Source organism: Caballeronia sp. A2-2 (genome assembly GCF_057612605.2).
In genome coordinates, this window is record NZ_JBVFIR010000004.1 from 491,499 (window position 1) to 515,724 (window position 24,226).

Sequence of the window (24,226 nt, forward strand, 5' to 3'; positions counted from 1 at the left end):
CGCGCTTATTCAGCGCCCGCGCCCGGCTTCACACTGCCATCTGCCTGCGGCACCGCGATCGGTTTCACTTCGACCGGCGCGGTGCCGTCTTTCTTGAGTCCGAGCTTGTCCGCCGTCTGCGGCGTGACATCGACGATCCGGCCATCGACATAAGGCCCGCGATCGCGGATCTCCACGACCTGACTGCTGCCGTTTTCCAGATTCGTCACGCGCGCCTTGGTGCCGATAGGAAGCGTCTTGCTCGCGGCGACGTTGGATTGCGGATTCATCTTCGTGCCATCGGCCATTTTCTTTTTATAGAAGTCTTTGCCGTAATAAGATGCTTTGCCCTTACGCGGCTTGCCGGAGCGATCGAGGTTATGTCCTTGCGCGGCTTTGTGGTCCGCATGGCTCGTATTTGTCGATGCCGCCTCGTCCGCCGCGAACGCTGTGCTCAACCAGCCCGATAGAACAAGCGCCGCACATGTCATGATCCGCCGACGATGGCGCGCATCAACCGAGAAGACTTTTGGCGTCATGCCACACCTCCTCAACCCGTCGATGATGACGGGCGGAATGATTGTGAATCCGAAAGTTCAGATCGTTTTGTATGTCATGCGAGTCCCTGCATGGCGACAAGCGAAGTAGCACGTTTCGAACCGTTTCCGTCTGCACATTATGGAAGTTCTTTGATCTCGCGCGATGACAGCCTGTATAGTTCATGAGCCTAATAACAAGTCATCATGAGAAACGTATGAGCCAAAAGAACAAGAGACGTCTCTTTCTCGCAGGCGGTGTTGCACTGACCGCGCTCGCACTGAACGCATGCACGACAACCGGCCCTTCCGCCGACGACAATGCAGCCGGCACCGCCGATCGTTTCAAAGCCATCGACGCCGCGGCGGATGCCACCATGCAACGCCTGTATGCATCGGTGCCGGGATCGCGCGAACTCGTCGGCAAGGCGCGCGGCGTGCTCGTTTTTCCGCGTGTATTGGCAGCGGGTTTCTGGGTAGGCGCGCAATACGGCGAAGGCGCGTTGCGCGTGGATGGACAGACGCAGGGTTACTACAACCTCGTGGGCGGTTCGTTCGGCTTGCAGATCGGCGCGCAATCGAAGGCGCTGATCTTCGTGTTCCTGACCGACGATGCCCTCGCGCAATTCCGCGATCGCAACGGCTGGTCAGCCGGCACGGATGCCACCGTCGCCGTGCTCAAGATCGGCGCGAACGGTCAACTCGATACGACCACCGCGACCGGTCCCGTGGAAGTCTTCGTGCTGACGAATGCGGGTCTCATGGCCGGCGTCACGCTCGACGGCACGAAGATCACGCGGCTGATGAGTCCTTGACGCTTCAAGCGGTGGCTTCGATCATGCGTTCGGTATTGCCCGTTGCCGCCTTCGTTTAACGACATCACACGAATTCATGGAATGACTGCATGAACGCTATCAACAAGCCCGATGTGCTCGCCGAAGTGAATGCCGCGTTCGATGCTTATGAGCATGCGCTCGTGACTAACGATGTCGAGACGCTCGACAGGCTGTTTTTTGATTCGCCGCTGACTTTGCGGTATGGGGCGACGGAGAATCTCTATGGCTATGAGGCGATCAAGGGGTTTCGCGCGGCGCGGCCGGGGAAGGGGCTTGCGCGTTCTGTCACGTCGCGGGTCGTGACAAGTTATGGCGATGATTTTGCTGTTGCGAATATCGAGTTTCGACGCGAAGGAGAGGCTCGGGTTGGGAGGCAGAGTCAGACTTGGGTTCGGGTTTCGGATGGGTGGAGGGTTGTTTGTGCTCATGTTAGTTGGATGCAGGGGTGAGGGTGAAGGGGCTGCTGGTTTTTGGGCTTTTTATGCAGTAGCCGCCTCCCCGGCGGGGGGGTAACTTTCTTTGCTGCTGTGTATAGACCGGAGACATGGTTGACAGATGTACGAGGACATCGTTGACAGTTTTATGGTCAGGCTTTTTCGCTCCTCAGGTCAAGTGTCATGATCCGATGATGGGCAAACCAGACGTCAAATACCCCGTCTTCACCCGGCTTTGCACGAGCCGCAACCGGCAGCCCATAAAGCGCGTTGGATAGCTTGATGCGTCGTCCTTCGAAGTCCACGCGCCCACCCGATCTGACCTTCATCACCACGTCGTCCGGGCTGTACTCGATCTCCGGCAGGACGGAGGGATACGCGCGCGAGCTTGCCCGATAACGGCTCTCGGGGGTGGCCATGCCGATTGCCTCGTGCGGCCGCTCGCAGTTATAGACGATGCGCCAGCGCTCAAACACCGTCTGCACGCGCTCCAGGTTCTCATAGCATCGCCCGTTCAGGACTTCGGCCTTCAGGGTGCGGTGAAACCGTTCCTCCTTGCCATTGGTCTGCGGGTGATAGGGCCGGCTGTAGCTGATGCCGATGTCCAGCCGGATCAGCCACACCGCCAGTTCGGTGAGTTGCCCCGGACTGCTGGGCGAGCCCCACGGCGCACCATTGTCGGTGTTGATGCGCGCAGGCAAGCCATACCGTGCGAACGCCTCGCACAGCCCCGCCTGCACGGCTGCGGTGTCGGTCGGGCCACAGGCACGCAGCAGGATATTGAAGCGCGAATGGTCATCGAGCACGGTCAGCGGACTGCAGCGCTGCTTGTCCAGCGTCTCGAAGTGTCCCTTGAAATCCATCTGCCAGAGCGCGTTGGGCTGCGCGTGCTCAAAGCGCTTCCAGGGCTCGCTCCGCGCCGACTCGGCCGGCAGGATGAGTTGGTGCCGATGCAGGATCGAAGTCACGGTGCTGGGGTGCGGCACCCCTTCAAAGCCCAGATCCTGAAGGCGTCGGCTGATTTTGCGTCCGCCCCAGCACGGATGGGCCAGACGCAGTCGAACCACTTCCTGCTCGATAGCCTCAGAACTCTTCGAAGGACTGCTGGCGGGACGGCGCGAGCGATCGGCCAGCGCCTGTTCGCCCCGCTTGAGCCATTTGTAGCCGGTCTGCCGGCTGATGTTGAAGCGCTCGCACAACTCCGTCATCGTGAGGGTGTGTTGAGTGGCCAAATGAACGAATTCTTGTCGCAGGCTCATCGTGTCTTTTATGTTCCAAGTCATGGTCGGCACCGGGGTTTCAGTACCCGAAAGTGTCAACCATGTCCTCGTACGTTTGTCAGCGATGTCTCCCGTCTATACACTGCTGCAAAGAAAGTCACCAAAGAAAGCAGCTTTTACCCCCAAGCACGCTGGCTGGAAAGTGTGGCCTGAATTAACGATGCAGTGGCCGCAATAGGACTTCCCTCGCATAACAAGTCGCTTGGGCAACCTGGCGATCACGCGCTCGAATCACCAACGCTTAGTGGACCGCATTCATTCTTTCGGCCATGCGCTGCGCGCGCCGAGAACTTTAGAACGGAATCCCGCAGTCTATAAGCGCCCAGCCACATCACGCTTCTCCGCTCTTTTGCTATTCGGCCCTACCTTAGTCAGCACTTTGAGCAAAGCCTAACGCTTTGGGTCTTCTCTTTATGGAAGTGCTAACCAAGGTAATGCCCAATGGGAGAGGTGCGATGTGGCTTGATGTGGCTGGGCGCTAATACGCTGCGGGGTTCCGCTCTTACTCTCTCGGCGCGCGTAGCGCATGGCCGAAAGCATGAGCGCGGTCCACTTAGGCTAGAAAATTCGAGCGCGCAATCGCGAGGTTGCCTATGCGGCAAGTTATGCGTGAACAGTCCTATTGCGGCCACTGCATCAGTTAATCCAGACCAACCCTTTCCAGCCATCGAGCATGGGGTAAAAAGCTGCTTTCTTTGGTGACTTTCTTTGCAGCAGCAAAGAAAGTTACCCCCCGCCGGGGAGGCGGCTACTGAATAAACAGCACAACCAAGAGAAGCCCAAGCCCAAACAAAATCGGAAAATCCCCACCACCACCGCAAAACATAAAGAAAAATTTACGCATACCAAAGCCTAAACCATCATCCCTAATCCATAAATAAAAATATTCCTCAGAGCATTGATCTAACCGACTCATCTGCCTAAACTGAAATCACTGGTTTTAAAAAACAATCCAAAAGCAAATCCTGAGAGCACTAAGAAGGAAAGCCTAAAATCCGGGGCCAAAGCCATGAACAGTCTCGACATCCAAGAAAGCATCCGCGAAATCAACCTCTCCTATCTCATCCTCGCCCAACGCATCCTGCGCGAAGACCGCGCGACCGGCATGTTCCGCCTGGGCCTGTCCGCCGAAGTCGCCGATCTGGTCATCAGCCTGTCGCTGCCTCAGGTCGTCAAGCTTGCCTCCTCCGATCAAATGCTGTGCGCATTCCGCTTCAATGACCACATGCTGTTATCCGCGCTCACGCAGCCACCGAAACATGCGGATATCGCCTCCACGCACGCGGCCATCCTGATGGCAGGACAGCCCGCGAAATCGCTGATCTGAAGCGGGCTCTGCTCATGAATACGATCAACAAGAAAAGCCTCGCCGAGGACGCGCAAGAAGTGTTTCGCGCCATCGCACTCATCGAACTCGGGGCGCGCATGCAAGTGCTCGAAAGCGAACTGAAACTCTCGCGCGAGCGGCTGATTCGCCTTTACCGCGAAGTGCGAGGCGCATCGCCGCCCAAGGGCATGCTGCCCTTCTCCGCCGACTGGTACATGCCGTGGCTGCCGAACATCCACGCATCGCTGTTCTTCAATACGTATTTGTTCCTGAAGAAGGAAGCGAGTTGTTCGCATCTCGACGCACTCACGAAGGGATACCGCCTCTATCTCGAACATTGCGAGCGCAGTGAAGCGGAACCGGTCCTCGACCTGACACGCGCATGGACGCTCGTGCGCTTCTTCGAAGCGGAAATGCTTCAGCTGACGCCCTGTTGCCGCTGCACGGGAAAGTTCGTCGCGCACAAGCATGATCTGCAGCACGGTGTGGTGTGCGGCGCCTGTCAGCCGCCATCGCGCGCGGGCAAGACAAGGAAGGCCGCGGCACGCGCAGCCATGCAGGCGTTCGCAGCGGTCAACGACGAAGAACTCATCGAGACGCCGCTCGAAATGTCAGTAGAAGCCGCCTGAGCTTAAAAGCATCGTCACCAGGATGTTTCGTAATACGTAACGCCGACGAAGCGTCCTGAACGATGACGCACTCAACGCTTGCCCGTTGACCTCGCATGCCTTATATAGTCACTAGCCGCGACGTGGCCTTGAGCGCGGCGTGTGACTGTCACAAGGCATCGAGCGGTCGTTCTCAAGGGGAAGCGATGGTTCGCCTCGTCATGATCCTGCTTGGCGTGGACTATCTGCGCACGCGCTGGCGCGAAGTGATGGTGCTCGGCGCGCTGAGCATTGCACTCGGCGCAGTCATCTTCACGGATGCGCTCGACGGCTCGCTCTACTTCCCTATCGTTCCCTTCGCCCTGATCCTGCTGCTCGAAGGACTCGCCACGCTTGCCATTGCATGGACAGGCATGGGCGGGCAACGCACGCTGCGCTATGTGAAGGGCGCGACGTTTTGTGTGTCGGCCTTGCTGGTGCTGGTCGGCGGCGACCATGGCAATTTCGTGTTGTCACTCATCTTCGGCACGCTGTTTCTGGTCGATGGCACATTGCAGATCATCTCCGCGCGCATAGTGCGCTTTCGTCGATGGAAGCTCGCGGCAGCAAGCGGCGTGCTGGAAATACTGATCGCCATTTTCTTTTATCAGCCTTATCCCGACTGGTATGCGGGCACGGTCGCGTATTGCGTGGCCTTCGGGCTTTTCTTCGGCGGATGGAACATGCTGCTGCTCGCCATGCGCGTGAGCCGGCTTGCGCGCAATCCGGCGGTCGATAGTAAGGACATCGATATTGATGCGAACACGAGCACCGCACCCGCACCGGCCGCGCGCCCCGACTTCGCAGGCCGCGTCTGGGACGGCCCGCCCGGCCCCGATGAAGCCGCGCTTACCGTGCATGTATGGACGCCCGTTGGCAGTTCGAAGGAACAGCCGCGCAGGCAGTTGATCATCGATCGCTATATCGCGGCGGTGGATCGCAACGGCACGATCTCGACCGGCCATGCCGCGCTCGAAACGCCCGAGGGCATCTATATCAGCCTGTATCCATCGGTGGAAATAGACCGCTCGCCAGACGAGTTTTCGCGCATCCTGCGGGCCACACGCGAGAACGACGTGCCCGGCATGTATCAACCGGACTACGAAACAGAATCGAAAGCATGGTGTCCCTCCACGATGCAGGTACGCATACGCAATTACGATCCCGAAAGGCTTGCGCGTTTCTGGCGCGAGTATCGGCGCGATACGACCTATAACCTTACCTATCGCAATTGTTCAAGCACGGTGGCGCGCGCACTGGAAGCGGCAATCGAAGGCGCATCGGCGCGCGTATGGAGTCAGGGCGGCGGATGGCGTCCGCTCTGGCGCATCATGACGACGCCCGAATTATGGGTCGCTGCGCAAGTGCGCAAACGTGCGGCCACGATGGCATGGACGCCCGGTCTCACACTCGACTATGCACGCGCCTTGAGCATGCTGGCAGACCCGCGACGTTCGGGTTGGGTCAAGATGGCGCGCATGGCGCTCGGCACGATGTATCGGTCGAGAAAGAAGTGGAAAGAGGAAGAAGAGGAAGCCACGCGCGAAGGTGTGGATGCAGGTTTCGGTTAAGCATGAGGCGCATGCTCGTGAAACGATTGCTTGCTTTAGTGATTATCGTCTTTGCCACACGATGCCTTGCCGCCGATGTCGCATTCGAAAAAGTCGCTATTGCCAATGGCACTGAACCGCCTTTGATCGCGGGAATTTGGTATCCGTCCGATGCACTCACTGCCAGCCACACGCGGCCGCTCATTGTCATCTCTCACGGCGGCGGTGGCTCATACGATGCTCATCGCGACACGGCCATCGCACTCGCTCATGCGGGCTTCGTGGCGGCTGCAGTGAGTCATGCAGGCGACACGTTCGACGATCAATCGCATGTGCTCGAATTGTGGCGTCGTCCGGCACAGCTTCATCGGCTAGTGGATTTCATGCTCGCGGAATGGTCCGGCCATGAGCATGTGGATAGCACGCGCATTGGCGTGTTCGGCTTTTCCAACGGCGGATTCACGGTGCTCGTGGCTGCGGGCGGTAAGCCGAACCTATTCGCTATCGCGCCATATTGTCATGCTCATCCGCAGCATGATCTATGCGAAACACTCGCGCATGCGGGCGTCGATCCCGATCATGTCGCGAATATTCCCGCTAACGCGTGGGTATCGGATTCACGCATAGACGCGGCGGTGATTGCCGCTCCCGCGTTCGGCTTCACGTTCGGCAAGGAAAGCCTTGAGCATGTGCACATTCCCATTCAGCTCTGGCGCGCGGCCGACGATCGTCATCAACCGAATCCATTCTATGAGGAAGCGATACGCGCCAATCTTCCGCGCCCGCCCGAATATCATGTCGTCGCCGATGCAGGCCATTACGATTTCCTGCCGCCTTGCAATGCGCGCCTCAAGCAGATGAAGCCGGATATCTGCATGAGTCATCCGGGCTTCGATCGCGAAGCATTCCATGAACAATTCAATGCAGAGATCGTGCAATTCTTCAAAAGCGCCCTGCACTGAATTTAACGCAATTGCGCTTCTATCGCGCTCTTGTCGAGCACCGACCACACTTGAACGATCTTTCCATCACGGAACTCATAGAATACGTTCTCGGTAAAGACGATCCGCTTGCCATCCACATTCAAGCCTAAAAAAACATGCGCCGGCGCGCAGTCGAATCTTAGCCGGCACGCAATGAAGGGAGGATCGGCCATCACGAATTCCGCATGAAATTGCAGGTCCGGTATCTCGCGGACATCGCGTTCGAGCATGGCGCGATAGCCTTCGACGCCAAGCACGTTTTCGTTATGCACCGCGTTGGCTTCGACGTAACGATGCAGCGAATCCCAGTCACGACGGTTGAGACAGTCCAGATAGGCCCGATAGATTTCGATCAACTCATCTTTCGTCATGATCTTCTCCGCAATGAATTTTCGATGAAACCATTTTTGCACAGCCTGACATACCGCCTTTAATTCAGCGATACTCACGGGAAGCCGCACAACCGAAGGACTCCCACGATGGCCAAGATATCCGCTGGCGTAGGTCCCAAAATGCCGCAAGTCGTCGTGTTGTTCGGCGCAACGGGCGACCTTTCACGACGTAAGTTATTGCCCGGTCTGTTTCATCTGTCCAATGCGGGATTCATTCCCGGTTGCAAGATCATCGCGGTCGCGTTGGACGATATCGATATCGAAGGCTTTCGCAAGATCGCGAAAGGCGCGCTCGATGAATTCTCCACGCGCAAGGTCACGCAAGACGAGTGGGAAACCTTCGCGGCCAATCTGAGTTATGTGCCGCTGACAGCGGGCGCTGAAGCGCTCAAGGCGGAAATGGAGAACGCAGAGCGAAGCTTCGATGGCGAATGCCAGCGTCTGCATTACCTCAGCGTGCCGCCCAATGCGGCGCTGTCGGCGGTGGCCTTGCTCAAGGACGCGGGACTCGTCGAACGCTCGCGCATCATCATGGAAAAGCCGTTCGGCACCAATCTGGCCACGGCGAAATCACTCAATGCGCGGCTGCATGAGGTATTCGAAGAACAGCAGATTTTTCGCATCGATCACTTTCTCGGCAAAGAGCCTGCGCAGAACATTCTCGCGTTTCGCTTTGCGAATGGGTTATTCGAGCCGATCTGGAATCGCAATTTCATCGATCATATTCAGATCGATGTGCCTGAGACACTCGGTCTTGGCAAACGCGCCGGCTTCTATGAACAGACCGGTGCGTTTCGTGACATGGTCGTGACGCATCTCTTTCAGATTCTCGCGTTCGTGGCGATGGAACCGCCGACATCGCTCGAACCATCGCCCATCAGCGAGGAGAAGAACAAAGTCTTTCGCTGCATGCAGCCGATCGAACCCGCGCATGTGGTGCGTGGACAGTACACCGGCTATCGCGCGGAGGAAGGCGTGAGTCCCGAGTCGGAAACGGAGACGTTCATTGCGCTCAAATGTTCGATCGATAACTGGAGATGGGCAGGCGTGCCCTTCTATCTGCGTACCGGAAAGCGTTTGGCCGAAGGACAACGCATCATTTCGATTGCGTTTCGCGAACCGCCCAAGAGCATGTTTCCCGCAGGCTCGGGCGTAGGTTCGCAAGGCCCCGATCATCTGACCTTCGATCTCGCGGATGCATCGAAGATGTCGCTTTCTTTTTACGGCAAGCGTCCCGGTCCCGGCATGCGGTTGGACAAACTAAGCCTGCAATTCGCCATGCGCGATACCGGCCTGATCGGCGATGTGCTCGAAGCCTACGAACGGCTGATCCTCGATGCCATGCGCGGCGACCGCACGCTTTTTACTACGGCGGAAGGCATCGAACGCTTGTGGGAAGTGTCGACTGCGCTGATCGATTCGCCCCCGCCCGTGCGGCTTTATTCGCCGGGTTCGTGGGGGCCGAATGCGATTCATCAACTTGTCGCGCCGCATGCGTGGCGTTTGCCGTTCGAGCGGGTGTGGAGAGATCCGAATGCGTTGGGGAGTTGAAGCAACCCTGATCAATTGCCCCAGCGCAGCACCAGCGGATCGAGCCGCTTCGCCACTTTGAACAACCCTTCCCGCACCTTGGGATGCATTGGCGCAAACGGATGACGCACCGCATCCGAGCGAATCACGCCGCCTTCTTTCATCAAGGTTTTGCACGCGGCAAGCCCGCATTGCCGGTTCTCATAATTGATGAGAGGAAGCCATTCCTGATAGAGCGCAGCGGCCTTCTCTGTGTCGCCGGACGCATAGGCATCCACGATCTTGCGAATGCCATCGGGATAGCCGCCGCCGGTCATTGCGCCGGTCGCGCCTGCATCGAAATCGGGAATCAGCGTGATCGCTTCCTCGCCGTCCCACGGACCGACAATTGCATCGCCGCCGAGTTCGATCAACTCGCGCAGCTTTGAAGCAGCCTGCGCCGTTTCGATCTTGAAGTACGACACATGTTCCACTTCACGCGCGATCTTCGCGAGAAACGGCGCGGACAACGGCGTGCCCGCCACGGGCGCATCCTGAATCATGATGGGAATGTCGATGGCATCCGACACACGCTGGTAGAACTCCTGAATACCGCGCTCGCTCACGCGGATAGTCGCGCCATGATACGGCGGCATGACCATCACCATCGCCGCGCCCGCGTCTTGCGCTGTGCGGCTGCGTTCGGCGCAGACATGCGAACTAAAGTGCGTGGTCGTCACGATCACCGGAATGCGGCCCGCGACGTGTTCGAGCACGGTACGCTGCACCGTGTTGCGCTCGGCATCGGATAGCGCGAATTGCTCGGAGAAGTTCGCGAGTATGCAGATGCCGTGCGACCCTGCATCGATCATGAAATCGATGGCGCGCTTCTGGCCTTCGAGATCGAGCTTGCCCGTGTCGTCGAAAATGGTAGGCGCGACGGGGAACACGCCACGATAAACGGGTGCAGCCATGTGAGAACGTCTCCTCTTTTATGGATGAATCTAGATGCGATAAAGCGCGCACGCGTTGTCGTGAAAGAGCGCAAGACGTTCCTCACGCGTGCGGTCTTCGACCATTGCCTTGAAGCCGTTGAAGAGATCATCGAGCGTCACGACAAGGCTATCGACAGGAAAATTGCTGGCGAACATGCACCGTTGCACACCGAAGCTTTTTATTGCATCGCACACGACGGAGCGGTTGCGCTCAATGCTCCACGGCACATTCTGTTCGCCGATACCCGAAATCTTGAGCCATACGTTTGGATGACGCGCGAGTGCATCGACCGATTTACGCCATGCAGCAAGCGCTTCTTCGCTTCGGTCCGCAGGCAAACCGGTGTGATTGACGATGATCGTCGTCGCCGGAAAATCACGCGCGAGTTCAGCAGCCTCTTCGAAATGCCACCACGGCGCCTGCAATTCGAACATCAGACCGCTTCGTTCGAGCAATGCATAACCGCGCCGCCAATGGTCGCATCGCATGGAACCGGGCGCGTGATAATCATCGCGATACGCTTCGCGCGCGACCGTCTTCGGTTTCTGCCGCACGCTGCGCACCAGCGGCAGATCACGATAGGCCGCGAGCACATCCGCCACATCATCGCGGTCGAGCCATATCTGCGCGGCCATTGCATTCGGCAACCCGGTGCGCTGATGCAACGCCGTCGCCCAGCGCGCTTCGCCCACCGGATCGTGCGCGTCCCATTCGCCTTCCATCATAACCGTCTTGACGATGCGATGATTCCCCGCCTGCGCGAAGTAATGATCCGGCAGAAAGTCGCGGCAAATGGATTCGTAATCCCCGTAACGAAACGCGATGCGCGGCAAGTCGCGCAGCCACGGATGATAGTTGCGCTCCAGATCCCAGAAGTGATGATGCGCATCCACGATGGGCAGATCGTCGTCGTTCCCGCTTTGCAGGAAGCCCTCGCGCAAGGCCTCGATATGCTCTTGCATCATGATGCTCAGCCCAGCCGGTCCTGCGCCATGCTCACGCCGATATCGAACGCCTTTTGCGTGGCGCCGACATCCGCGCGGCCCTTGCCGTGAATGTCGAATGCGGTGCCGTGTGCAGGCGTGGAGATCGGCACGGGAAGGCCGCCATGCACCGTCACGCCGCGCCAGAAGCCCATGAGCTTCATCGCAATCTGGCCTTGATCGTGGTACATGGTCACCACGCCGTCGAACGCTTTCTGATCGCGTGCGCGCACGAAGATGGTGTCCGCGGGAAACGGGCCTTGCGCGTCATAACCGAGCGATCGCGCCTTTTCGACGGCAGGCGCGATCACGTCGATCTCTTCGCGGCCGAACGCGCCGTTGTCGCCGTTATGCGGATTGAAGCCGCACACCGCAATACGTGGCGATGCAATGCCCGCGCGCTTCAGTCCATCATGAATAAGTTGCACCGCGCCGATGATACGTTGTTCTGATAATTTATCGCTCACGTCTTTCAAAGCGATATGCGAGGTCACCCGCGAAGTCCACAATTCATCGAGTACGTTGAACTCGCAAAACGCGCCGCTGTAATCGAGTTGACGCGCGAACCATTCCATCTCGTCGTTCGTTTCCATGCCCGCCATGTGCAGCGAGGTCTTGTTGACAGGCGCGAACAACATGGCTTGAGTGCGATTCGCGCTCGTCATTGCGAGGGCCTTTTTAAAGGCTTCCAGGCTGTAACGGCCGCCGCGTTCGGTGGAGACGGCGCGCTCGTAGGGCACATCGTCGGCGAGACGGAAGTCGATCAGCGAAGGCACGTCGGTATCGCGTTTCGCGTGGGCTTCGTCATCGACCACGGTGTACTCGAAGCGTTGTTGCGCGATCTCCATGCCGAGATCGAGTTCACGCTTATCGCCGATGATGACGAAGTCGGCGCGCGCGCGATTCTCGGGCCGCGCGATCAGACGCGCAATGAGTTCGGGACCGATGCCGGCGGGGTCGCCGAGCAGCACTGCAATGAGTGGTTTCATCGTATTTGCCTTTGTTTAAGTTTCAGCGCGTGTGCCGCAGATCGATTGCCAACGATCCGAAGATATAGACGAGCGCGCACACGCTGTAGAAGTGCAGCACCGCATCGAACGAGCCGGTGCGCTGAAGAATAAAGCCTGTGATGAGCGGAATGGAAATGCCGCCGACGCTGCCCGCGCAATTCATGCATGCGCCGAGCAGGCCCACGCGCCCCGGACTTGCGAGCAACGAAGGCAAGCTCCAGTAGAGACTGCCCCACAACAGCACGAACGCCGCCGCGCACAGCACCGCGACCGCTGTCACCGGCGACGAAATGCCCGGCAGCGCGGCGAACACGGCGAGCGTCGCCAGGCCCGATACGCCGATCATGCTCTTCACCACCTTGCCGCGCGAGAAGCCCCATGAGCACAGCGCATCGCAGAGAAAACCGCCTGTGAGCGAACCGCACGCGCCCGCCAGAAAGATGAGAAACGTCGCCGCGCCAATCTGCGACAGACTCAGGCCGCGTGCCTTCGTGAGATACGTCGGACCCCATGTCAGGAGACCGAAGAAAATCATCGCCCACGCCATGCGGCCCACGCACATCGCAACCGTGGAGCGCAGCGGCAAGGGCGATTCCTGCACGTGCGTGCTCGCCTGCACCGCAGCGCTTGCCAGCGCGGGCGCGCCATCGCGGATATGATCCAGTTCCGCGCCATTCACGCCGGGATGCTTCGCGGGATCGTCGCGCAGATAGCGCCATGCGAGCCAGCCGCACGCAATGGTCGCGATACCCGCAACGACGAACGCCGTGCGCCACGAACCGAACATGAGGATAAGGTTCGAGATCGCGAGCCCGCCGATGGCCGCGCCCAGTGGCGAGCCTGCGTCCATCAGCACCGCGCCGCGTGCGCGTTCCTTCTTCGAGAGCCACAGCGCGTTGAGCTTGCTGCCTGCGGGAAACAGCGGCGCTTCGGCGGCGCCAAGTCCAACGCGCATGACGAGCATGGAAAGTCCACCGGTTGCCGCGCCCATCAACGTCTGAAACAAGCCCCATAAAACAGTAGCGCCCGCAACGACCCGGCGCGCACCGAAGCGGTCAATCAGCCATCCGCCGGGAATCTGCAACAGCGCGTAGGACCAGAAGAAGCTGGAGAGGATGAGGCCCTGCATCGCCGGGGATAGTTCGAACTCCTTGGCGATGGTCGGCATGGCGATCGACAGTGAAATGCGATCGACCAGATTGATGAGCGTGATGAGAAATACCACGCCGAAGATGCGCCACCGCACGCCCGTCGCCCGTTCTGCGATTGCTGCATCGCGCGTGGCGGCGCGGGCCTCCATCCTGCTTTCCATGTCGCCTCCTTATGCCTTGTCGCGGGCTGCTTTGGCCCGCGTATCAAGCGCTTTTATTCGATGATATTGAAGTCGCTCAGATGTTTGTCCGAGAGCGTGAGACCGAGGCCCGGCGTTTCATCGGAGAGTTGCAGGAAGCCGTTTTCCGGCTGCGGCTCGCCATCGAAAATGTAGTAGAACAGTTCGTTGCCCACTTCCACGTCGAAGACAGGGAAGAACTCGGACATGGGGCTTGCGGTGGACGCCATCGTGAGATGGTAGTTATGCATCTGGCCTGCATGTGGAATCACCGGCACCGACCACGCTTCGGCCATTGCATTGATTTTGCGCGCAGCAGTGATGCCACCCACGCGGTTCGTATCGTATTGAATGACATCGACCGCACGGCGTTCGAGCAAGTCCTTGAAGCCATAGACCGTGAACTCGTGCTCACCGCCGGAGATCGGCACGATGTTCATCTTCTTCAACTCCTGATAGCCCTCGATGTCATCGCCGATCACAGGCTCTTCCAGCCAGCGCGGATTGAATTCGGCCAGACGCGGCAGCATGCGGCGCGCGTATTCGAGCGTCCATCCCATGTAGCATTCGACCATGACGTCCACTTCATCGCCCACGAGTTCGCGCAGCAGACGCACTTGTTCGAGGTTCTTCGCCATGCCCTTCGGGCCGTCCTTCGGACCGTAGCCGAAGCGCATTTTCATGGCCGTGAAGCCCTGGTCGAGATAGCCTTGCGCTTCGGCGAGAAAGGCATCGCGGTTATCGTTGTTATAGAGCTTCGATGCATAGCACCAGATCTTTTCTTTCGTGCGGCCGCCGAGCAATTTGAACACCGGCTTCTTCACGGCCTTGCCCATGATGTCCCAAATGGCGATATCCATCGCCGAAATCGCCGCCATGCCGATGCCCTTGCGGCCCCATGCAAGCGTGCGCCGATACATCTTCTGCCAGATGTATTCGTGATCGAACGGATCTTCGCCGATGGCGATGGGCGCGAGGTATTCATCGACGATCTGCTTGGCCACGCGCGGCGCAAGCGCGCAATTGCCGATGCCGATGGTGCCGTCGTCGCATTCGATTTCAACTACCAGCCAGCCGTGAAAGCGGAACGAACCCATTGCATCGCCACGTTCGAAAAGAATGTCGGTTGCATTCGTGCAGAAGTGCGATTGCGGCGGCACCACCTTGCCTTTCCATTCGAATACACGTGCGCGGACATGCTTGATCTTCATGTTGCCTGTCTCCGTCGATTTGAGTTGCGCCGCACCATGCGAGGGTTTGCGCGGCTGTTTTCGGGTAGCGCTAGTGTGCGAAACTCCGCGATAACTGACTATTGAATTATTTGCATCGGCTTATTGCCGGTGGTTATCGCTCTAAGGGTTATTGCCTAAACATGATCGCGCCTGCATCGACTATTAGAAAAAGACTTCGCCTGCGCCATTTGCAATTGATGACGGCGCTCTCCGAAACCGAATCGCTGCGCAGCGCCGCCGACGATCTCGCGATGACGCAGCCCGCCGCGACCAAGGCATTGAAAGAGCTTGAGGACACCATCGGCGTATCACTGTTTGTGCGGCATGCGCGCGGCATGGAGCCGACCATTTATGGCAAAGCGGTGATGCGTTATGCGCGCGTGGTGTTCGAGGATCTCGATGAGTTGCGCGAGGAACTCGCGGCTATCGAGGCTGGTGATATAGGCAAGGTACGCATCGGTGCGGTAATGGCGCCTGCGCCGGATTTGCTCACGCGCGTGATCGTGCAACTGAAGACCGCTCATCCGCGTTTGCAGATCGGCGTGCAGATCGATACGAGCGATGTGCTCGTGCAGGCCTTGCAGCAGGATCAGCTCGATATCGTCGTGGGGCGCATTCCGTATGGGTATCCCGCGCAGGATTTGAGTTTCGAGACTTTGGCGGAAGAAGCGCTTGCCATTGTCGCGCGGCCGGATCATCCCGCGCTTTCGATGGTTGGCAAACCGAAGCTCATGGAACTGGCGAAGTTCGGGTGGATCGTGCAGCCGCATCCCAGCCCGATGCGCGAGATCATCGATCAGACGTTTCGCGAATCGCGTGTGAGTCCGCCGGTGAGTACTGTGGAGACTTCATCGATTCTTACCACGCTTTCGTTGCTGCGGGACTCGGACATGCTCGCGGTCTTGCCCGCTTCGGTGGCGGATTATTATGCGTCGCTCAAGACGATTGCTTCGTTGTCCACGGGGTTGCGTGGGAGGCTCGCGCCTTATGGGCTTGTGTTGCGGAAGAATCGGAGGATTAGTCCGGCGACGCAGTTGGTTATTGAGGCGATTCGGGGGGCTTGAGGGCTTAGTTGTTGATAGTGGCACTTGAATTTTCTTTTGTGCAAAGGGCTGCTGTTGGTTGGGCGTTTATTGCAGTAGCCGCCTCCCCGGCGGGGGGGTAACTTTCTTTGCTGCTGCAAAGAAAGTCACCAAAGAAAGCAGCTTTTACCCCCATGCCCGCTGGCTGGAAAGTGTGGCCTGAATTAACGATACAGTGGCCGCAATAGGACTTGCCACGCATAACAAGCCGGTTAGGCAACCTGGCGATTGCGGGCTCGAATTCTCTTAGTTCTGTGGTTCGCGCTCGTTCTTTCGGCCATGCGCTTCGCGCGCCGAGAGCTTTAGAACGGAACCCCGCAGCCTATAGGCGCCCAGCCACCTCACGCTTCCCCGCAAGATTGCTATTCGGCCCTACCTTGGTTAGTGCTCCGACTAAAAGGTGACTTGCGTTGGTATGCACGCTTTGCCCAGCAGCGCTTACCAAGGTAGGGCCGAATGACGACATAGCGGCGAGGTATGAGGTGGCTGGGCGCTGATACGCTGCGGGATTCCGTTCTAAAATTCTCGGCGCGCGAAGCGCATGGCCGAATGAATGACTGCGGACCACTAAGCCCTAAGGATTCGAGCGCGAAATCGCGAGGTTGCCCACGCGCTAAACCAGCCGAGGAAAGTCCTATTGCGGCCACTGCATCGTTAATCCAGGCCACCCTTTCCAGCCAGCGTGCGGAGGGGTAAAAGCTGCTTTCTTTGGTGACTTTCTTTGCAGCAGCAAAGAAAGTTACCCCCCCGCCGGGGAGGCGGCTACTGCAATAAAAACACAAACAGAAGCAGCCCCTTCCACGACATAAACACAACAACATCCGAGCATCACCAAACACCCCTTAATGGCGCGACTCCGCCAGCCTCAACCCATTTCCGCTCGAATCGTCCTCGACCGAATCCAACCGAATATCCGGCCGCATAAAAAAAGTCATCACAATCCCCACCGCCAGCAGCCCTAACGATCCCACGAACGGCAACGTCCAGTTCCCCGTACGATCCACAATAAACCCAAACGCAATAGGCGAAAAAATCCCCGCAATCGCCGAACCCGCATTCACCAACCCACTCGCGATACCCACGTGCTTCGGCGTGATATCCATCGGCACGGCCCAGATCGGCCCGATGGTCATCTCGAGGAAGAAGAACGACAGACTGAGCGATGCCGCCATCACCGGCAACGAATGCACGATCATCACCGGCGCGAGAAACACCAGCGCCCCAAGAAACGCCACGATAATCATGTTGCGCCGCGCCGCCACCACGTTGCCGGTGCGCTTGAGAATGCGATCCGACAGCACGCCGCCCGCCGTATTGCCGACCACGCCCGACAAAAACACGCCCGCAGAAAACAGCGCCGAACTCTTGAGATCGAGGCCGCGCCCGTGCATGAAGAACGTTGGCAGCCACGTGAAGAACAGCCATCCGGTCCAGCCGTAGCAGAAATACACCATCATGGTCGGCCCAATGCGCTTGATAAGCCGTTTCCACGGCGTCGGCTCACGCGTTTTCTTCGCGGATGCCACCGTCTCCGGCGGCAATGCAGCCACCTCTTCCGCCGTGATATGCCGATGCTTGCGCGGATCGTCCTTGAAGTACCACGCATAAACCACGACCCACACCGCCGTCAACGCGCCGACCAGCAGAAACGAAGCACGCCACGAAGCGAACGCGACAAGCATCGCAATCAATGGCGGCGTAAGCGCATTGCCGAGCCGCGAGAACGAATGCGTCAAGCCCTGCACGAAGCCGCGCTTGCTCGCCGGATACCAGTTGACGAGCGCGCGCGCCTGCGCAGGCAATGCCGCGCCTTCGCCCACGCCCAGCAACATGCGCGCGCAGAACAGCGACACCACGCCGCCCGCGAAGCCCGTTGCAATCGTCGCGATGATCCAGATCGTCGCGCAAATAACGAGCGTGGTCTTCGCGCCCATGCGGTCGCTGAACCATCCGCCGATGACCTGGCAGATCGCATACGTATAGGCGAACGCGCCGAACACGAAGCCGACATCGGTATTGGAGAGATGCAGATCATCGCGAATCAAACCCGCCGCAGCGGACAGATTCACGCGATCCAGATACATGATGAAGGACATCGCGCACATCAGCGCGAGGACCGACCGGGTGACTTTGGGGCGATGCAGCATGGCTTTGTCTCCTCCTGACCATTGCGCTTGAACGCGCTTTTTTCGAGGGCGGACCGCATCTATGCACGGTCCGACGCCACGAAGTCTGGAGAAAAGCGTGATAGCCGTCTATTGAAATTGGCTTATGGGACGATTCCCTGTGGTTATCGCTGCGAGGTTTTTCGTTGTAGCATTCATTTAGATGCGCGCCAATGTATTTACTTCACGCATGAAAAAAACGGATAACTGATAGCATCCGTCTTCACGGCATCGACACCGCTCACAACCAGAACATGAAAGACCGGACCACTCAAAATGTCTCGCTCGGCCCGCTGCCCTACGTCGTGGCCGCGACGTTTTTCATGGAGTATCTCGACACCACCATCATTGCGACGGCGTTGCCGCAAATGGCGCATTCGTTCAATACCAGCCCGAACGCGCTGAGTCTCGGCATGAGCGCGTACATGATCGCGCTGGCTATCTTTATTCCTGCAAGCGGATGGGTGGCGGACCGCTTCGGCTCGCGCAGTGTGTTCTTCACGGCCATCGTGACGTTCACGCTGGCGTCGCTTCTGTGCGGCATTTCGCAGGACACAGTGCAGTTCACGGCGGCGCGCGTGCTGCAAGGCATCGGCGGGGCGCTGATGGTGCCGGTGGGCCGACTGACCGTGGTGCGCAGCATCGAGAAGAAGCATTTGATGCAGGCGATCTCGACCATCACATGGCCCGGCATTGTCGCGCCGGTGGTCGGGCCGCCGATTGGCGGATTCATCACCACGTATGCTTCGTGGCGCTGGATCTTTCTGCTGAATCTGCCGGTGTGTCTGGTCGTGCTGTTCGCCGTGCTCAAGTGGGTGCCGAATCTGCGCAGCGAAGAAAGGCGTCCGTTCGATGTGGGCGGCCTCATTCTCAGCGGTCTTGCGCTCACGGCCATTCTGTATGGCGCGGATACGGCGAGCCAGCCGGATACGAATCCTTGGCTCGGTCTCGGCGTGATCGTGGTCGGATTGGTCATCGGCGCGATTGCGTATCGGCATGCGCTGGGACGGCAACATCCGCTCATCGATGTCACAACGCTGCGGATTCCTACGTTTTCGGTGACGGTGATTACGGGGACGTTCACGCGCATCGGCATCGGCGCGGTGCCGTATCTCATGCCGCTGCTGTTTCAGATCGGCTTCGGTCTATCGGCGTTTCAATCGGGGATGCTGTTGCTCGCGAGCGCAGTCGGCAATCTCGGCATGAAGGCATTGACGAGCGCCATCCTCAGAAAACACGGCTTCAGGAATGTGGCGATCATCAATTGCATCGTGTGCGGGCTGTTCACGATTGCGTGCGGCATGCTCACGCCCGCGTCGCCGCTTGCGCTCACGTTGCTCGTCATCTTCGTCTATGGCGTGACGCGTTCCATGCAGTTTTCATCGCTGGCAACGCTCGCTTACGCCGATGTCCCGCCGCAGCAAATGAGCGGCGCGAACACCATGTGGAATGCGGCCGCGCAAATGAGCATCGGCCTGGGTATCGCGTTTGGCGCGCTGGCGTTGCGCGCGGCATCGTCGTTTCATGGCAAGGTCGGTACGCACGCGTTCACGCTGGATGATTTCCGCTTCGCGTTCCTGTGCGCAGGCGTGCTCACGCTCGTGTCGATCTACGGCTATGTGAAGCTGTCGCACGATGCGGGACACAAATTGAGCGGCGCGTCACGTTGATTCCGCAAGCGCTTCGGTCGCCGCTTCGCGATGCGGCCGCGCGCACAGTATCAACACACCGCCGACCGCGCCAAAGCACGCGAGCACCGAAAACGGAAACTGAAAATCCGTGCCCTTGCCCGCGAGCATGCCGACCAGCGTCGGCCCGACGAAGCCGCCCACGAGATTGCCGAACGCACCGATCACGGCGGTCGCAACGATGGCATCGGCGGCGGACAGCAACTCGGTCACGTAGACGAAGATGAGCGGGAGGAACATCTCGAGGAAGAAGCCCATCGCGGTGAACAGCGCCATGCGCAACCCGAACGATGACGACGGCACGTTGGCCGCGATCATCAACAACACGCTGGCGATGACGATCGGCACGCCCGCATGCAGGCGCCGCTCCTGATAGCGGTCCGAACTGCGCGTCGCCAGCAAAATGCCGACGATGCACGCCGCCCACGGAAACGCGGAGAAGATGCCGACTTCGACCGGCCCGAGATGCTGGCCTGACGATGCAATCGATGTCGGCAGCCACAGCATGAAGCCATAAACAACGAGGTTGATCATCGAAAAGCCCGCGCCGAGAAACCACGTGGCCTTGAGCGAGAGCACGCGGCGAAGGGTCGAGCGCGACTTGACCTCGGTGAACTCGGCCTGTTCCTGCGCGAGCACACGCAGCAGCCCCGACTTCTGATCGTCCGACAACCAGCGCGCGGACGCAATGTTCTTCGGAATGCTGGACCACCACACGACGGCCCAGAGCCATGCAGGAAGGCCTTCGATAATCATCATCGCGCGCCAGTCGTGATGCGCGAGCAGATAGCCCGAGATCGGCCCGGCCAGCAACGCGCCAAGCGGCGAACTGACGGTCCAAAAGCCGAACGCCTTGCCGCGCTCGCGACGTGTGAACCACGCAGCCGTCAAACTCGATGCCGACGCCCACACCGGCCCTTCCGCAACACCGAGCACGAGTCTGACCGCGAACAATTCGTTCACGGTCCTAACGAGTCCGGTGGCCATCGCGGCTGCGCCCCAGCAGATCAGACACACGAGCACGACACGTCTTGCACCAAAGCGCGACACGAGCCATCCGCCCGCAAGAAACGTGATGACATAACCCCAGAAGAAGATGCCGCCGACCAAACCGGCATGCGTCGCATCCATGCCGAGTTCGCGCCGGATCGATGGCAACGCAAGCCCAATATTGGTCCGGTCGAAGTACGAGATCGTGTACATGAGAAAGATCACCAGTGTGATCCTGATCCAGCGGGCCGAACCCGAAGAATCGGCTCTCTCGATGGCTGCATCGTTCATCGGTTGTCTCCTTTGATTATCTCAATCTTCTTTTTCGATCCTTGCCCAAAGGTCTTTTACAAGGCTCTTGAGCATCAGCGCTTCTTCCCATCGGTCCGAAAGTTCGTGGCCGTTGCGGTCGGTCATCGCGTATTCCTTGGGCCCGAGTTCGCAGAGAAACGTGAACACGGCATCGGGCGGCGCGCGACGCCGCCAGCTTCGCAGCCCGTATTCCCACCAGCCCATGAAAAGATCGAGCCATTCCTTGTGTTGCTCGAAGCTGATTTGCACTTGAATCTGTTCGCGGCTCGCGACGCGTCCATGCAAGCCCCAGCAGTTGTCGAGCACGCGATGCATCAACGCGTGGTTCTCCTTCGACACCGGCCATTCGAATTCGCGTCCGACGACGTAATGCGAGAGATCACCGGTGAGCCTCAAATCCGGAAAGCAATCGAGCAGACGCAACATGAAGAACAGGTCCGTCGTCATGCGGTTGCGATGCGTTTCGATATGCACGGCAATGCCCGCATCGTGCGCGAGGCGCCGCCATCCTTCGATCAGCGGAATGCATGCTTCGAGCGTATGCGGCCTGACATCGGGCTGAAGGTTGATGTGATCCGCGCCCAACTCCTGCACATGCTCGATGATCGGCTTGAGGTCATCCACCGTTTGCGGATAACACTGCGCCTGCCACGTCAGGCCGTATTCCTTCAACGTATGCGTGACCTGACGGGCGAACGCGTAATCGAAAAAGCGCACGCCCACGCCGTCATAGCCCGCGTCGCGGATCATGCGCAACTGTTCGTCGAGCGGCCATTCGAGGCCGTCCGGACGGCGGCGCTCCATGGCCCAAAGCGACTGATACACCTTGAATTGCTGCATGACACTCCCGTTCGATGCTTACATCGAGACTGCATCCGCCGTGGCTTTGGTCGCGAAGAAACGGTTCTTGAGCGACGTCTGGTTCTCATAGATCGAGCCTTGTTTAGGCGCGGGCGGCAGCGGCATGATGACCGGCACGTCTTCCATGCGCGGCTTGATGGTCGGCTCGCCCGCGATCATGCGCTCGTTGAATTCTTCGAGACTCTTGAGCGGCAAACCACCACCCGACAGCGGCCACGCATCGGCGGCGGTGATTTCATACAGCAGCAAGCGACGCGGACGGTTCGACGTGTTTTCCGCTGATCCATGAATGGCGCGCGCGTGGTGAATGGAGAACGAACCGGCTTTGCCCGTGCAAGGCGCGGCGCGGCTGAAATCGACATCGCACGTGGTCGGGTCCATCGCGCCGCAGAAATAGCCGTCCGTGTGATGGCTATAGACCTCGCCCTTATGGCTGCCCGGAATGATGAGCAGCGGGCCGTTCTCCAATTCGCAGTCGTCGAGCATCACGCCAACGGCCAGCACATCCTGATTCGTATGCGGATAAAACGCCCAGTCCTGATGCCATTCGACCGGATCGCCGACATGCGCTTCCTTCAGATTGAGCTTGGTGTTGCGCACGCGCAGATTCGGGCCGAGCAGGCTCGTCAACGCGGCAATCAGCTTGGGATGCTTCAGCGCTTCCATGAACACCGGATCGACGCGAATCGGGTCCTTGATGCGACGCACGCGCGGACGCTCGGCGGTGTGCGTCGGCGCGAGATCGAACACGTCATCGGATTGCGTCAGCGTGCGCGATTTCTCGACCAGTTCGTCCGTGACGCGACGCATGCGCGCCACGAGTTCTTCGCTGAAAACATCGGTGACGATCACATAACCGTCCTTGTCGTACTGCCCTACCTGCTCCGTCGTAAGCACGTTCATCTCCTCGAAAACATGATGGGAGCGCTCCCATTTTGCAGCATGTTTGCGTCGGATTCGCTTGGTCATCCGTCACGGGTCTTGCCTGAATCTCTGCCTGATGTGCGCGCTCCCATTCAAGGTATAGTGCTTCGAACGAGGTGTCAATAAACGGGAAAACCCTCAGCCAGCACGAGAAAACATGGATCAAACGGATGTTGCAACACGGAAAATTCTCGCTCGCCCGACCATGGAAGACGTCGCGCGCGAAGCGAAAGTCGGCCGCATGACGGTATCGCGCGCGTTGAATCAGCCGGAACTGGTGTCGGCGGAATCGCTGGCGGCGGTGCAGGCGGCCATCGAACGGCTGGGGTATGTGCCGAATCTCAACGCGGGAAGTCTCGCGTCGAACCGCTCGCGGATTATCGGCGCAGTGATTCCGACCATCGAGAACGCGTTTTTTTCGGAGACGATCAGCGGGCTGTCGCAAATGCTCGCGGTCAAGGGCTATCAATTGCTGCTCGGCCAATGCCTCTATAACGCCAGCGAAGAAATGCGACTGATCGATGCCTTCGTCGGGCGCCGCGTGGACGGCATCATGCTGATCCGCACCTCACGGCCCGCCGATCTGGAGAAGCGCATTCGCCGTTGCGGCATTCCCTTTGTCGAAGCGTGGGATACCTCGAACGATGAAATCGACATGCTCGTCGGGCTTTCGCATCGCGATGCGGGCGCGGCGGCGGGACGGCATCTCGCATCGAAAGGACGTCGATATATCGGCTATCTCGGCAGCGACGAAGCGCGCTCGAATGCGCGTCTGGAAGGGCTGCGCGCCGCGGCGAAGGAAGCGAGATTGCCGAAGATCGAAGCCATCATGCTCGACCGGCCTTCGGGCATCACGGATGCCTCCGCCATGCTCGACACGCTGTTCGAAAAACGCCCCAAACTCGATGGCCTGTTCTGTTCGAGCGACATGCTCGCGGCAGGCGCGCTGTTCGATTGTCAGCGGCGTGGCATTCGCGTGCCGGAGGAATTGTCGATCATGGGCTTCGCGGACTTGCCCATTGCTTCGGCGACGCATCCCGGCATCACCACGATCCGCGTGCCGTCGCTCGAAATCGGGCGGCTCGCCGGGACCATGCTGCTCGATTATCTCGATGGCGTGCATCCCGCGAATCCGCGTATCGATCTTGGGTTTTCGGTGGTCGAGCGTGGCAGCGCCTGA

At 59.0% G+C, this 24,226-nt stretch carries 22 protein-coding genes; 10 read left to right on the plus strand and 12 right to left on the minus strand.

Features of this window, described 5'->3' with window-relative positions:
* Positions 1-5 precede the first annotated feature (5 nt).
* Entirely contained in the window at positions 6-518 is a 513-nt protein-coding gene (locus ACZCWR_RS33240; protein WP_487306328.1) for a septal ring lytic transglycosylase RlpA family protein, read from the minus strand.
* A 215-nt stretch (positions 519-733) separates the two neighbouring features.
* On the opposite strand from ACZCWR_RS33240, the gene ACZCWR_RS33245 reads away from it, so the two are divergent.
* Together ACZCWR_RS33245 and hpxZ are read left to right on the plus strand one after the other, a co-directional pair.
* Positions 734-1,330 (plus strand): BPSL1445 family SYLF domain-containing lipoprotein, encoded by a 597-nt coding sequence (locus ACZCWR_RS33245; RefSeq protein ID WP_487306329.1) that lies wholly within the window; start codon positions 734-736, stop codon positions 1,328-1,330.
* Positions 1,331-1,419: 89 nt separating this feature from the next.
* Positions 1,420-1,800: an oxalurate catabolism protein HpxZ gene (hpxZ, locus tag ACZCWR_RS33250; protein ID WP_487306330.1), complete on the plus strand. Its 381-nt coding sequence runs from the start codon at positions 1,420-1,422 to the stop codon at positions 1,798-1,800.
* Positions 1,801-1,937: 137 nt separating this feature from the next.
* Here hpxZ and ACZCWR_RS33255 read toward each other — a convergent pair whose 3' ends face one another.
* The gene (locus ACZCWR_RS33255) at positions 1,938-3,068 is read right to left on the minus strand and encodes an IS481 family transposase (RefSeq protein WP_487300626.1); all 1,131 of its coding nucleotides are present in this window, start codon (positions 3,066-3,068) and stop codon (positions 1,938-1,940) included.
* Between the two features lie 1,006 nt (positions 3,069-4,074).
* Here ACZCWR_RS33255 and flhD point away from each other — a divergent pair.
* The 4 genes from flhD to ACZCWR_RS33275 all read left to right on the plus strand — a co-directional run bounded on the left by flhD (position 4,075) and on the right by ACZCWR_RS33275 (position 7,551).
* On the plus strand, positions 4,075-4,392 hold the full coding sequence (gene flhD, locus ACZCWR_RS33260) for a flagellar transcriptional regulator FlhD (RefSeq protein WP_487306331.1): 318 nt from the start codon (positions 4,075-4,077) through the stop codon (positions 4,390-4,392).
* 14 nt (positions 4,393-4,406) lie between these two features.
* Positions 4,407-5,021: a flagellar transcriptional regulator FlhC gene (gene flhC, locus ACZCWR_RS33265; RefSeq protein ID WP_487306332.1), complete on the plus strand. Its 615-nt coding sequence runs from the start codon at positions 4,407-4,409 to the stop codon at positions 5,019-5,021.
* Between the two features lie 185 nt (positions 5,022-5,206).
* Complete coding sequence (locus ACZCWR_RS33270) at positions 5,207-6,610, plus strand: HdeD family acid-resistance protein (RefSeq protein ID WP_487306333.1); 1,404 nt, start codon at positions 5,207-5,209, stop codon at positions 6,608-6,610.
* Between the two features lie 2 nt (positions 6,611-6,612).
* Positions 6,613-7,551: an alpha/beta hydrolase family protein gene (locus ACZCWR_RS33275; protein WP_487306334.1), complete on the plus strand. Its 939-nt coding sequence runs from the start codon at positions 6,613-6,615 to the stop codon at positions 7,549-7,551.
* 2 nt (positions 7,552-7,553) lie between these two features.
* Here ACZCWR_RS33275 and ACZCWR_RS33280 read toward each other — a convergent pair whose 3' ends face one another.
* A complete protein-coding gene (locus tag ACZCWR_RS33280) occupies positions 7,554-7,943 on the minus strand; it encodes an ester cyclase (RefSeq protein WP_487306335.1) in 390 nt (129 codons plus the stop codon).
* A gap of 108 nt (positions 7,944-8,051) precedes the next feature.
* Between ACZCWR_RS33280 and zwf the strand changes: the two genes are divergently transcribed.
* Positions 8,052-9,515 (plus strand): glucose-6-phosphate dehydrogenase, encoded by a 1,464-nt coding sequence (zwf, locus tag ACZCWR_RS33285; RefSeq protein ID WP_487306336.1) that lies wholly within the window; start codon positions 8,052-8,054, stop codon positions 9,513-9,515.
* Positions 9,516-9,526: 11 nt separating this feature from the next.
* Here the strand turns inward: zwf and ACZCWR_RS33290 are convergent, their stop codons facing one another.
* From ACZCWR_RS33290 to ACZCWR_RS33310, 5 genes are read right to left on the minus strand one after another with little or no spacing between them, the layout of a single operon-like run.
* Positions 9,527-10,447: a dihydrodipicolinate synthase family protein gene (locus tag ACZCWR_RS33290; RefSeq protein ID WP_487306337.1), complete on the minus strand. Its 921-nt coding sequence runs from the start codon at positions 10,445-10,447 to the stop codon at positions 9,527-9,529.
* Positions 10,448-10,477: 30 nt separating this feature from the next.
* Positions 10,478-11,434, minus strand: a complete 957-nt coding sequence (locus ACZCWR_RS33295) for an amidohydrolase family protein (RefSeq protein WP_487306338.1) — start codon at positions 11,432-11,434, stop codon at positions 10,478-10,480.
* 5 nt (positions 11,435-11,439) lie between these two features.
* On the minus strand, positions 11,440-12,441 hold the full coding sequence (locus ACZCWR_RS33300) for a 4-hydroxythreonine-4-phosphate dehydrogenase PdxA (protein WP_487306339.1): 1,002 nt from the start codon (positions 12,439-12,441) through the stop codon (positions 11,440-11,442).
* Between the two features lie 22 nt (positions 12,442-12,463).
* Positions 12,464-13,774 (minus strand): MFS transporter, encoded by a 1,311-nt coding sequence (locus tag ACZCWR_RS33305; RefSeq protein WP_487306340.1) that lies wholly within the window; start codon positions 13,772-13,774, stop codon positions 12,464-12,466.
* A gap of 53 nt (positions 13,775-13,827) precedes the next feature.
* Positions 13,828-15,003, minus strand: coding sequence for an L-rhamnonate dehydratase (locus ACZCWR_RS33310; protein ID WP_487306341.1), 1,176 nt, complete (start codon positions 15,001-15,003; stop codon positions 13,828-13,830).
* Between the two features lie 161 nt (positions 15,004-15,164).
* Here ACZCWR_RS33310 and ACZCWR_RS33315 point away from each other — a divergent pair, with 161 nt between their 5' ends.
* Positions 15,165-16,088 (plus strand): LysR family transcriptional regulator, encoded by a 924-nt coding sequence (locus tag ACZCWR_RS33315; RefSeq protein WP_487306342.1) that lies wholly within the window; start codon positions 15,165-15,167, stop codon positions 16,086-16,088.
* An 860-nt stretch (positions 16,089-16,948) separates the two neighbouring features.
* Here ACZCWR_RS33315 and ACZCWR_RS33320 read toward each other — a convergent pair.
* Positions 16,949-18,253, minus strand: coding sequence for an MFS transporter (locus ACZCWR_RS33320; protein ID WP_487306343.1), 1,305 nt, complete (start codon positions 18,251-18,253; stop codon positions 16,949-16,951).
* A 272-nt stretch (positions 18,254-18,525) separates the two neighbouring features.
* On the opposite strand from ACZCWR_RS33320, the gene ACZCWR_RS33325 reads away from it, so the two are divergent.
* Positions 18,526-19,941: an MFS transporter gene (locus ACZCWR_RS33325; protein WP_487306344.1), complete on the plus strand. Its 1,416-nt coding sequence runs from the start codon at positions 18,526-18,528 to the stop codon at positions 19,939-19,941.
* Here ACZCWR_RS33325 and ACZCWR_RS33330 read toward each other — a convergent pair.
* Genes ACZCWR_RS33330 through ACZCWR_RS33340 form a run of 3 tightly spaced genes read right to left on the minus strand, consistent with a single transcriptional unit; the run spans position 19,933 to position 23,025 of the window.
* Positions 19,933-21,240, minus strand: a complete 1,308-nt coding sequence (locus ACZCWR_RS33330) for an MFS transporter (RefSeq protein WP_487306345.1) — start codon at positions 21,238-21,240, stop codon at positions 19,933-19,935. The genes ACZCWR_RS33325 and ACZCWR_RS33330 overlap by 9 nt on opposite strands.
* A gap of 21 nt (positions 21,241-21,261) precedes the next feature.
* On the minus strand, positions 21,262-22,101 hold the full coding sequence (locus ACZCWR_RS33335; RefSeq protein WP_487306346.1) for a sugar phosphate isomerase/epimerase family protein: 840 nt from the start codon (positions 22,099-22,101) through the stop codon (positions 21,262-21,264).
* A gap of 18 nt (positions 22,102-22,119) precedes the next feature.
* Complete coding sequence (locus tag ACZCWR_RS33340) at positions 22,120-23,025, minus strand: phytanoyl-CoA dioxygenase family protein (protein WP_487306347.1); 906 nt, start codon at positions 23,023-23,025, stop codon at positions 22,120-22,122.
* A 178-nt stretch (positions 23,026-23,203) separates the two neighbouring features.
* Here ACZCWR_RS33340 and ACZCWR_RS33345 point away from each other — a divergent pair, with 178 nt between their 5' ends.
* Positions 23,204-24,226: a LacI family DNA-binding transcriptional regulator gene (locus ACZCWR_RS33345; protein WP_487306348.1), complete on the plus strand. Its 1,023-nt coding sequence runs from the start codon at positions 23,204-23,206 to the stop codon at positions 24,224-24,226.

Coding starts and splice junctions, on each gene's coding strand:
- ACZCWR_RS33305 (WP_487306340.1), bottom strand. CDS start 13,774: ATGGAAAGCAGGATGGAGGCCCGCGCCGCCACGCGCGATGCAGCAATC.
- ACZCWR_RS33270 (WP_487306333.1), top strand. CDS start 5,207: ATGGTTCGCCTCGTCATGATCCTGCTTGGCGTGGACTATCTGCGCACG.
- ACZCWR_RS33280 (WP_487306335.1), bottom strand. CDS start 7,943: ATGACGAAAGATGAGTTGATCGAAATCTATCGGGCCTATCTGGACTGT.
- zwf (WP_487306336.1), top strand. CDS start 8,052: ATGGCCAAGATATCCGCTGGCGTAGGTCCCAAAATGCCGCAAGTCGTC.
- ACZCWR_RS33255 (WP_487300626.1), bottom strand. CDS start 3,068: ATGACTTGGAACATAAAAGACACGATGAGCCTGCGACAAGAATTCGTT.
- ACZCWR_RS33315 (WP_487306342.1), top strand. CDS start 15,165: ATGATCGCGCCTGCATCGACTATTAGAAAAAGACTTCGCCTGCGCCAT.
- ACZCWR_RS33290 (WP_487306337.1), bottom strand. CDS start 10,447: ATGGCTGCACCCGTTTATCGTGGCGTGTTCCCCGTCGCGCCTACCATT.
- hpxZ (WP_487306330.1), top strand. CDS start 1,420: ATGAACGCTATCAACAAGCCCGATGTGCTCGCCGAAGTGAATGCCGCG.
- ACZCWR_RS33325 (WP_487306344.1), top strand. CDS start 18,526: ATGAAAGACCGGACCACTCAAAATGTCTCGCTCGGCCCGCTGCCCTAC.
- ACZCWR_RS33300 (WP_487306339.1), bottom strand. CDS start 12,441: ATGAAACCACTCATTGCAGTGCTGCTCGGCGACCCCGCCGGCATCGGT.
- ACZCWR_RS33240 (WP_487306328.1), bottom strand. CDS start 518: ATGACGCCAAAAGTCTTCTCGGTTGATGCGCGCCATCGTCGGCGGATC.
- ACZCWR_RS33335 (WP_487306346.1), bottom strand. CDS start 22,101: ATGCAGCAATTCAAGGTGTATCAGTCGCTTTGGGCCATGGAGCGCCGC.
- ACZCWR_RS33320 (WP_487306343.1), bottom strand. CDS start 18,253: ATGCTGCATCGCCCCAAAGTCACCCGGTCGGTCCTCGCGCTGATGTGC.
- flhD (WP_487306331.1), top strand. CDS start 4,075: ATGAACAGTCTCGACATCCAAGAAAGCATCCGCGAAATCAACCTCTCC.
- ACZCWR_RS33345 (WP_487306348.1), top strand. CDS start 23,204: ATGGATCAAACGGATGTTGCAACACGGAAAATTCTCGCTCGCCCGACC.
- ACZCWR_RS33340 (WP_487306347.1), bottom strand. CDS start 23,025: ATGAACGTGCTTACGACGGAGCAGGTAGGGCAGTACGACAAGGACGGT.
- ACZCWR_RS33275 (WP_487306334.1), top strand. CDS start 6,613: ATGAGGCGCATGCTCGTGAAACGATTGCTTGCTTTAGTGATTATCGTC.
- flhC (WP_487306332.1), top strand. CDS start 4,407: ATGAATACGATCAACAAGAAAAGCCTCGCCGAGGACGCGCAAGAAGTG.
- ACZCWR_RS33245 (WP_487306329.1), top strand. CDS start 734: ATGAGCCAAAAGAACAAGAGACGTCTCTTTCTCGCAGGCGGTGTTGCA.
- ACZCWR_RS33330 (WP_487306345.1), bottom strand. CDS start 21,240: ATGAACGATGCAGCCATCGAGAGAGCCGATTCTTCGGGTTCGGCCCGC.
- ACZCWR_RS33295 (WP_487306338.1), bottom strand. CDS start 11,434: ATGATGCAAGAGCATATCGAGGCCTTGCGCGAGGGCTTCCTGCAAAGC.
- ACZCWR_RS33310 (WP_487306341.1), bottom strand. CDS start 15,003: ATGAAGATCAAGCATGTCCGCGCACGTGTATTCGAATGGAAAGGCAAG.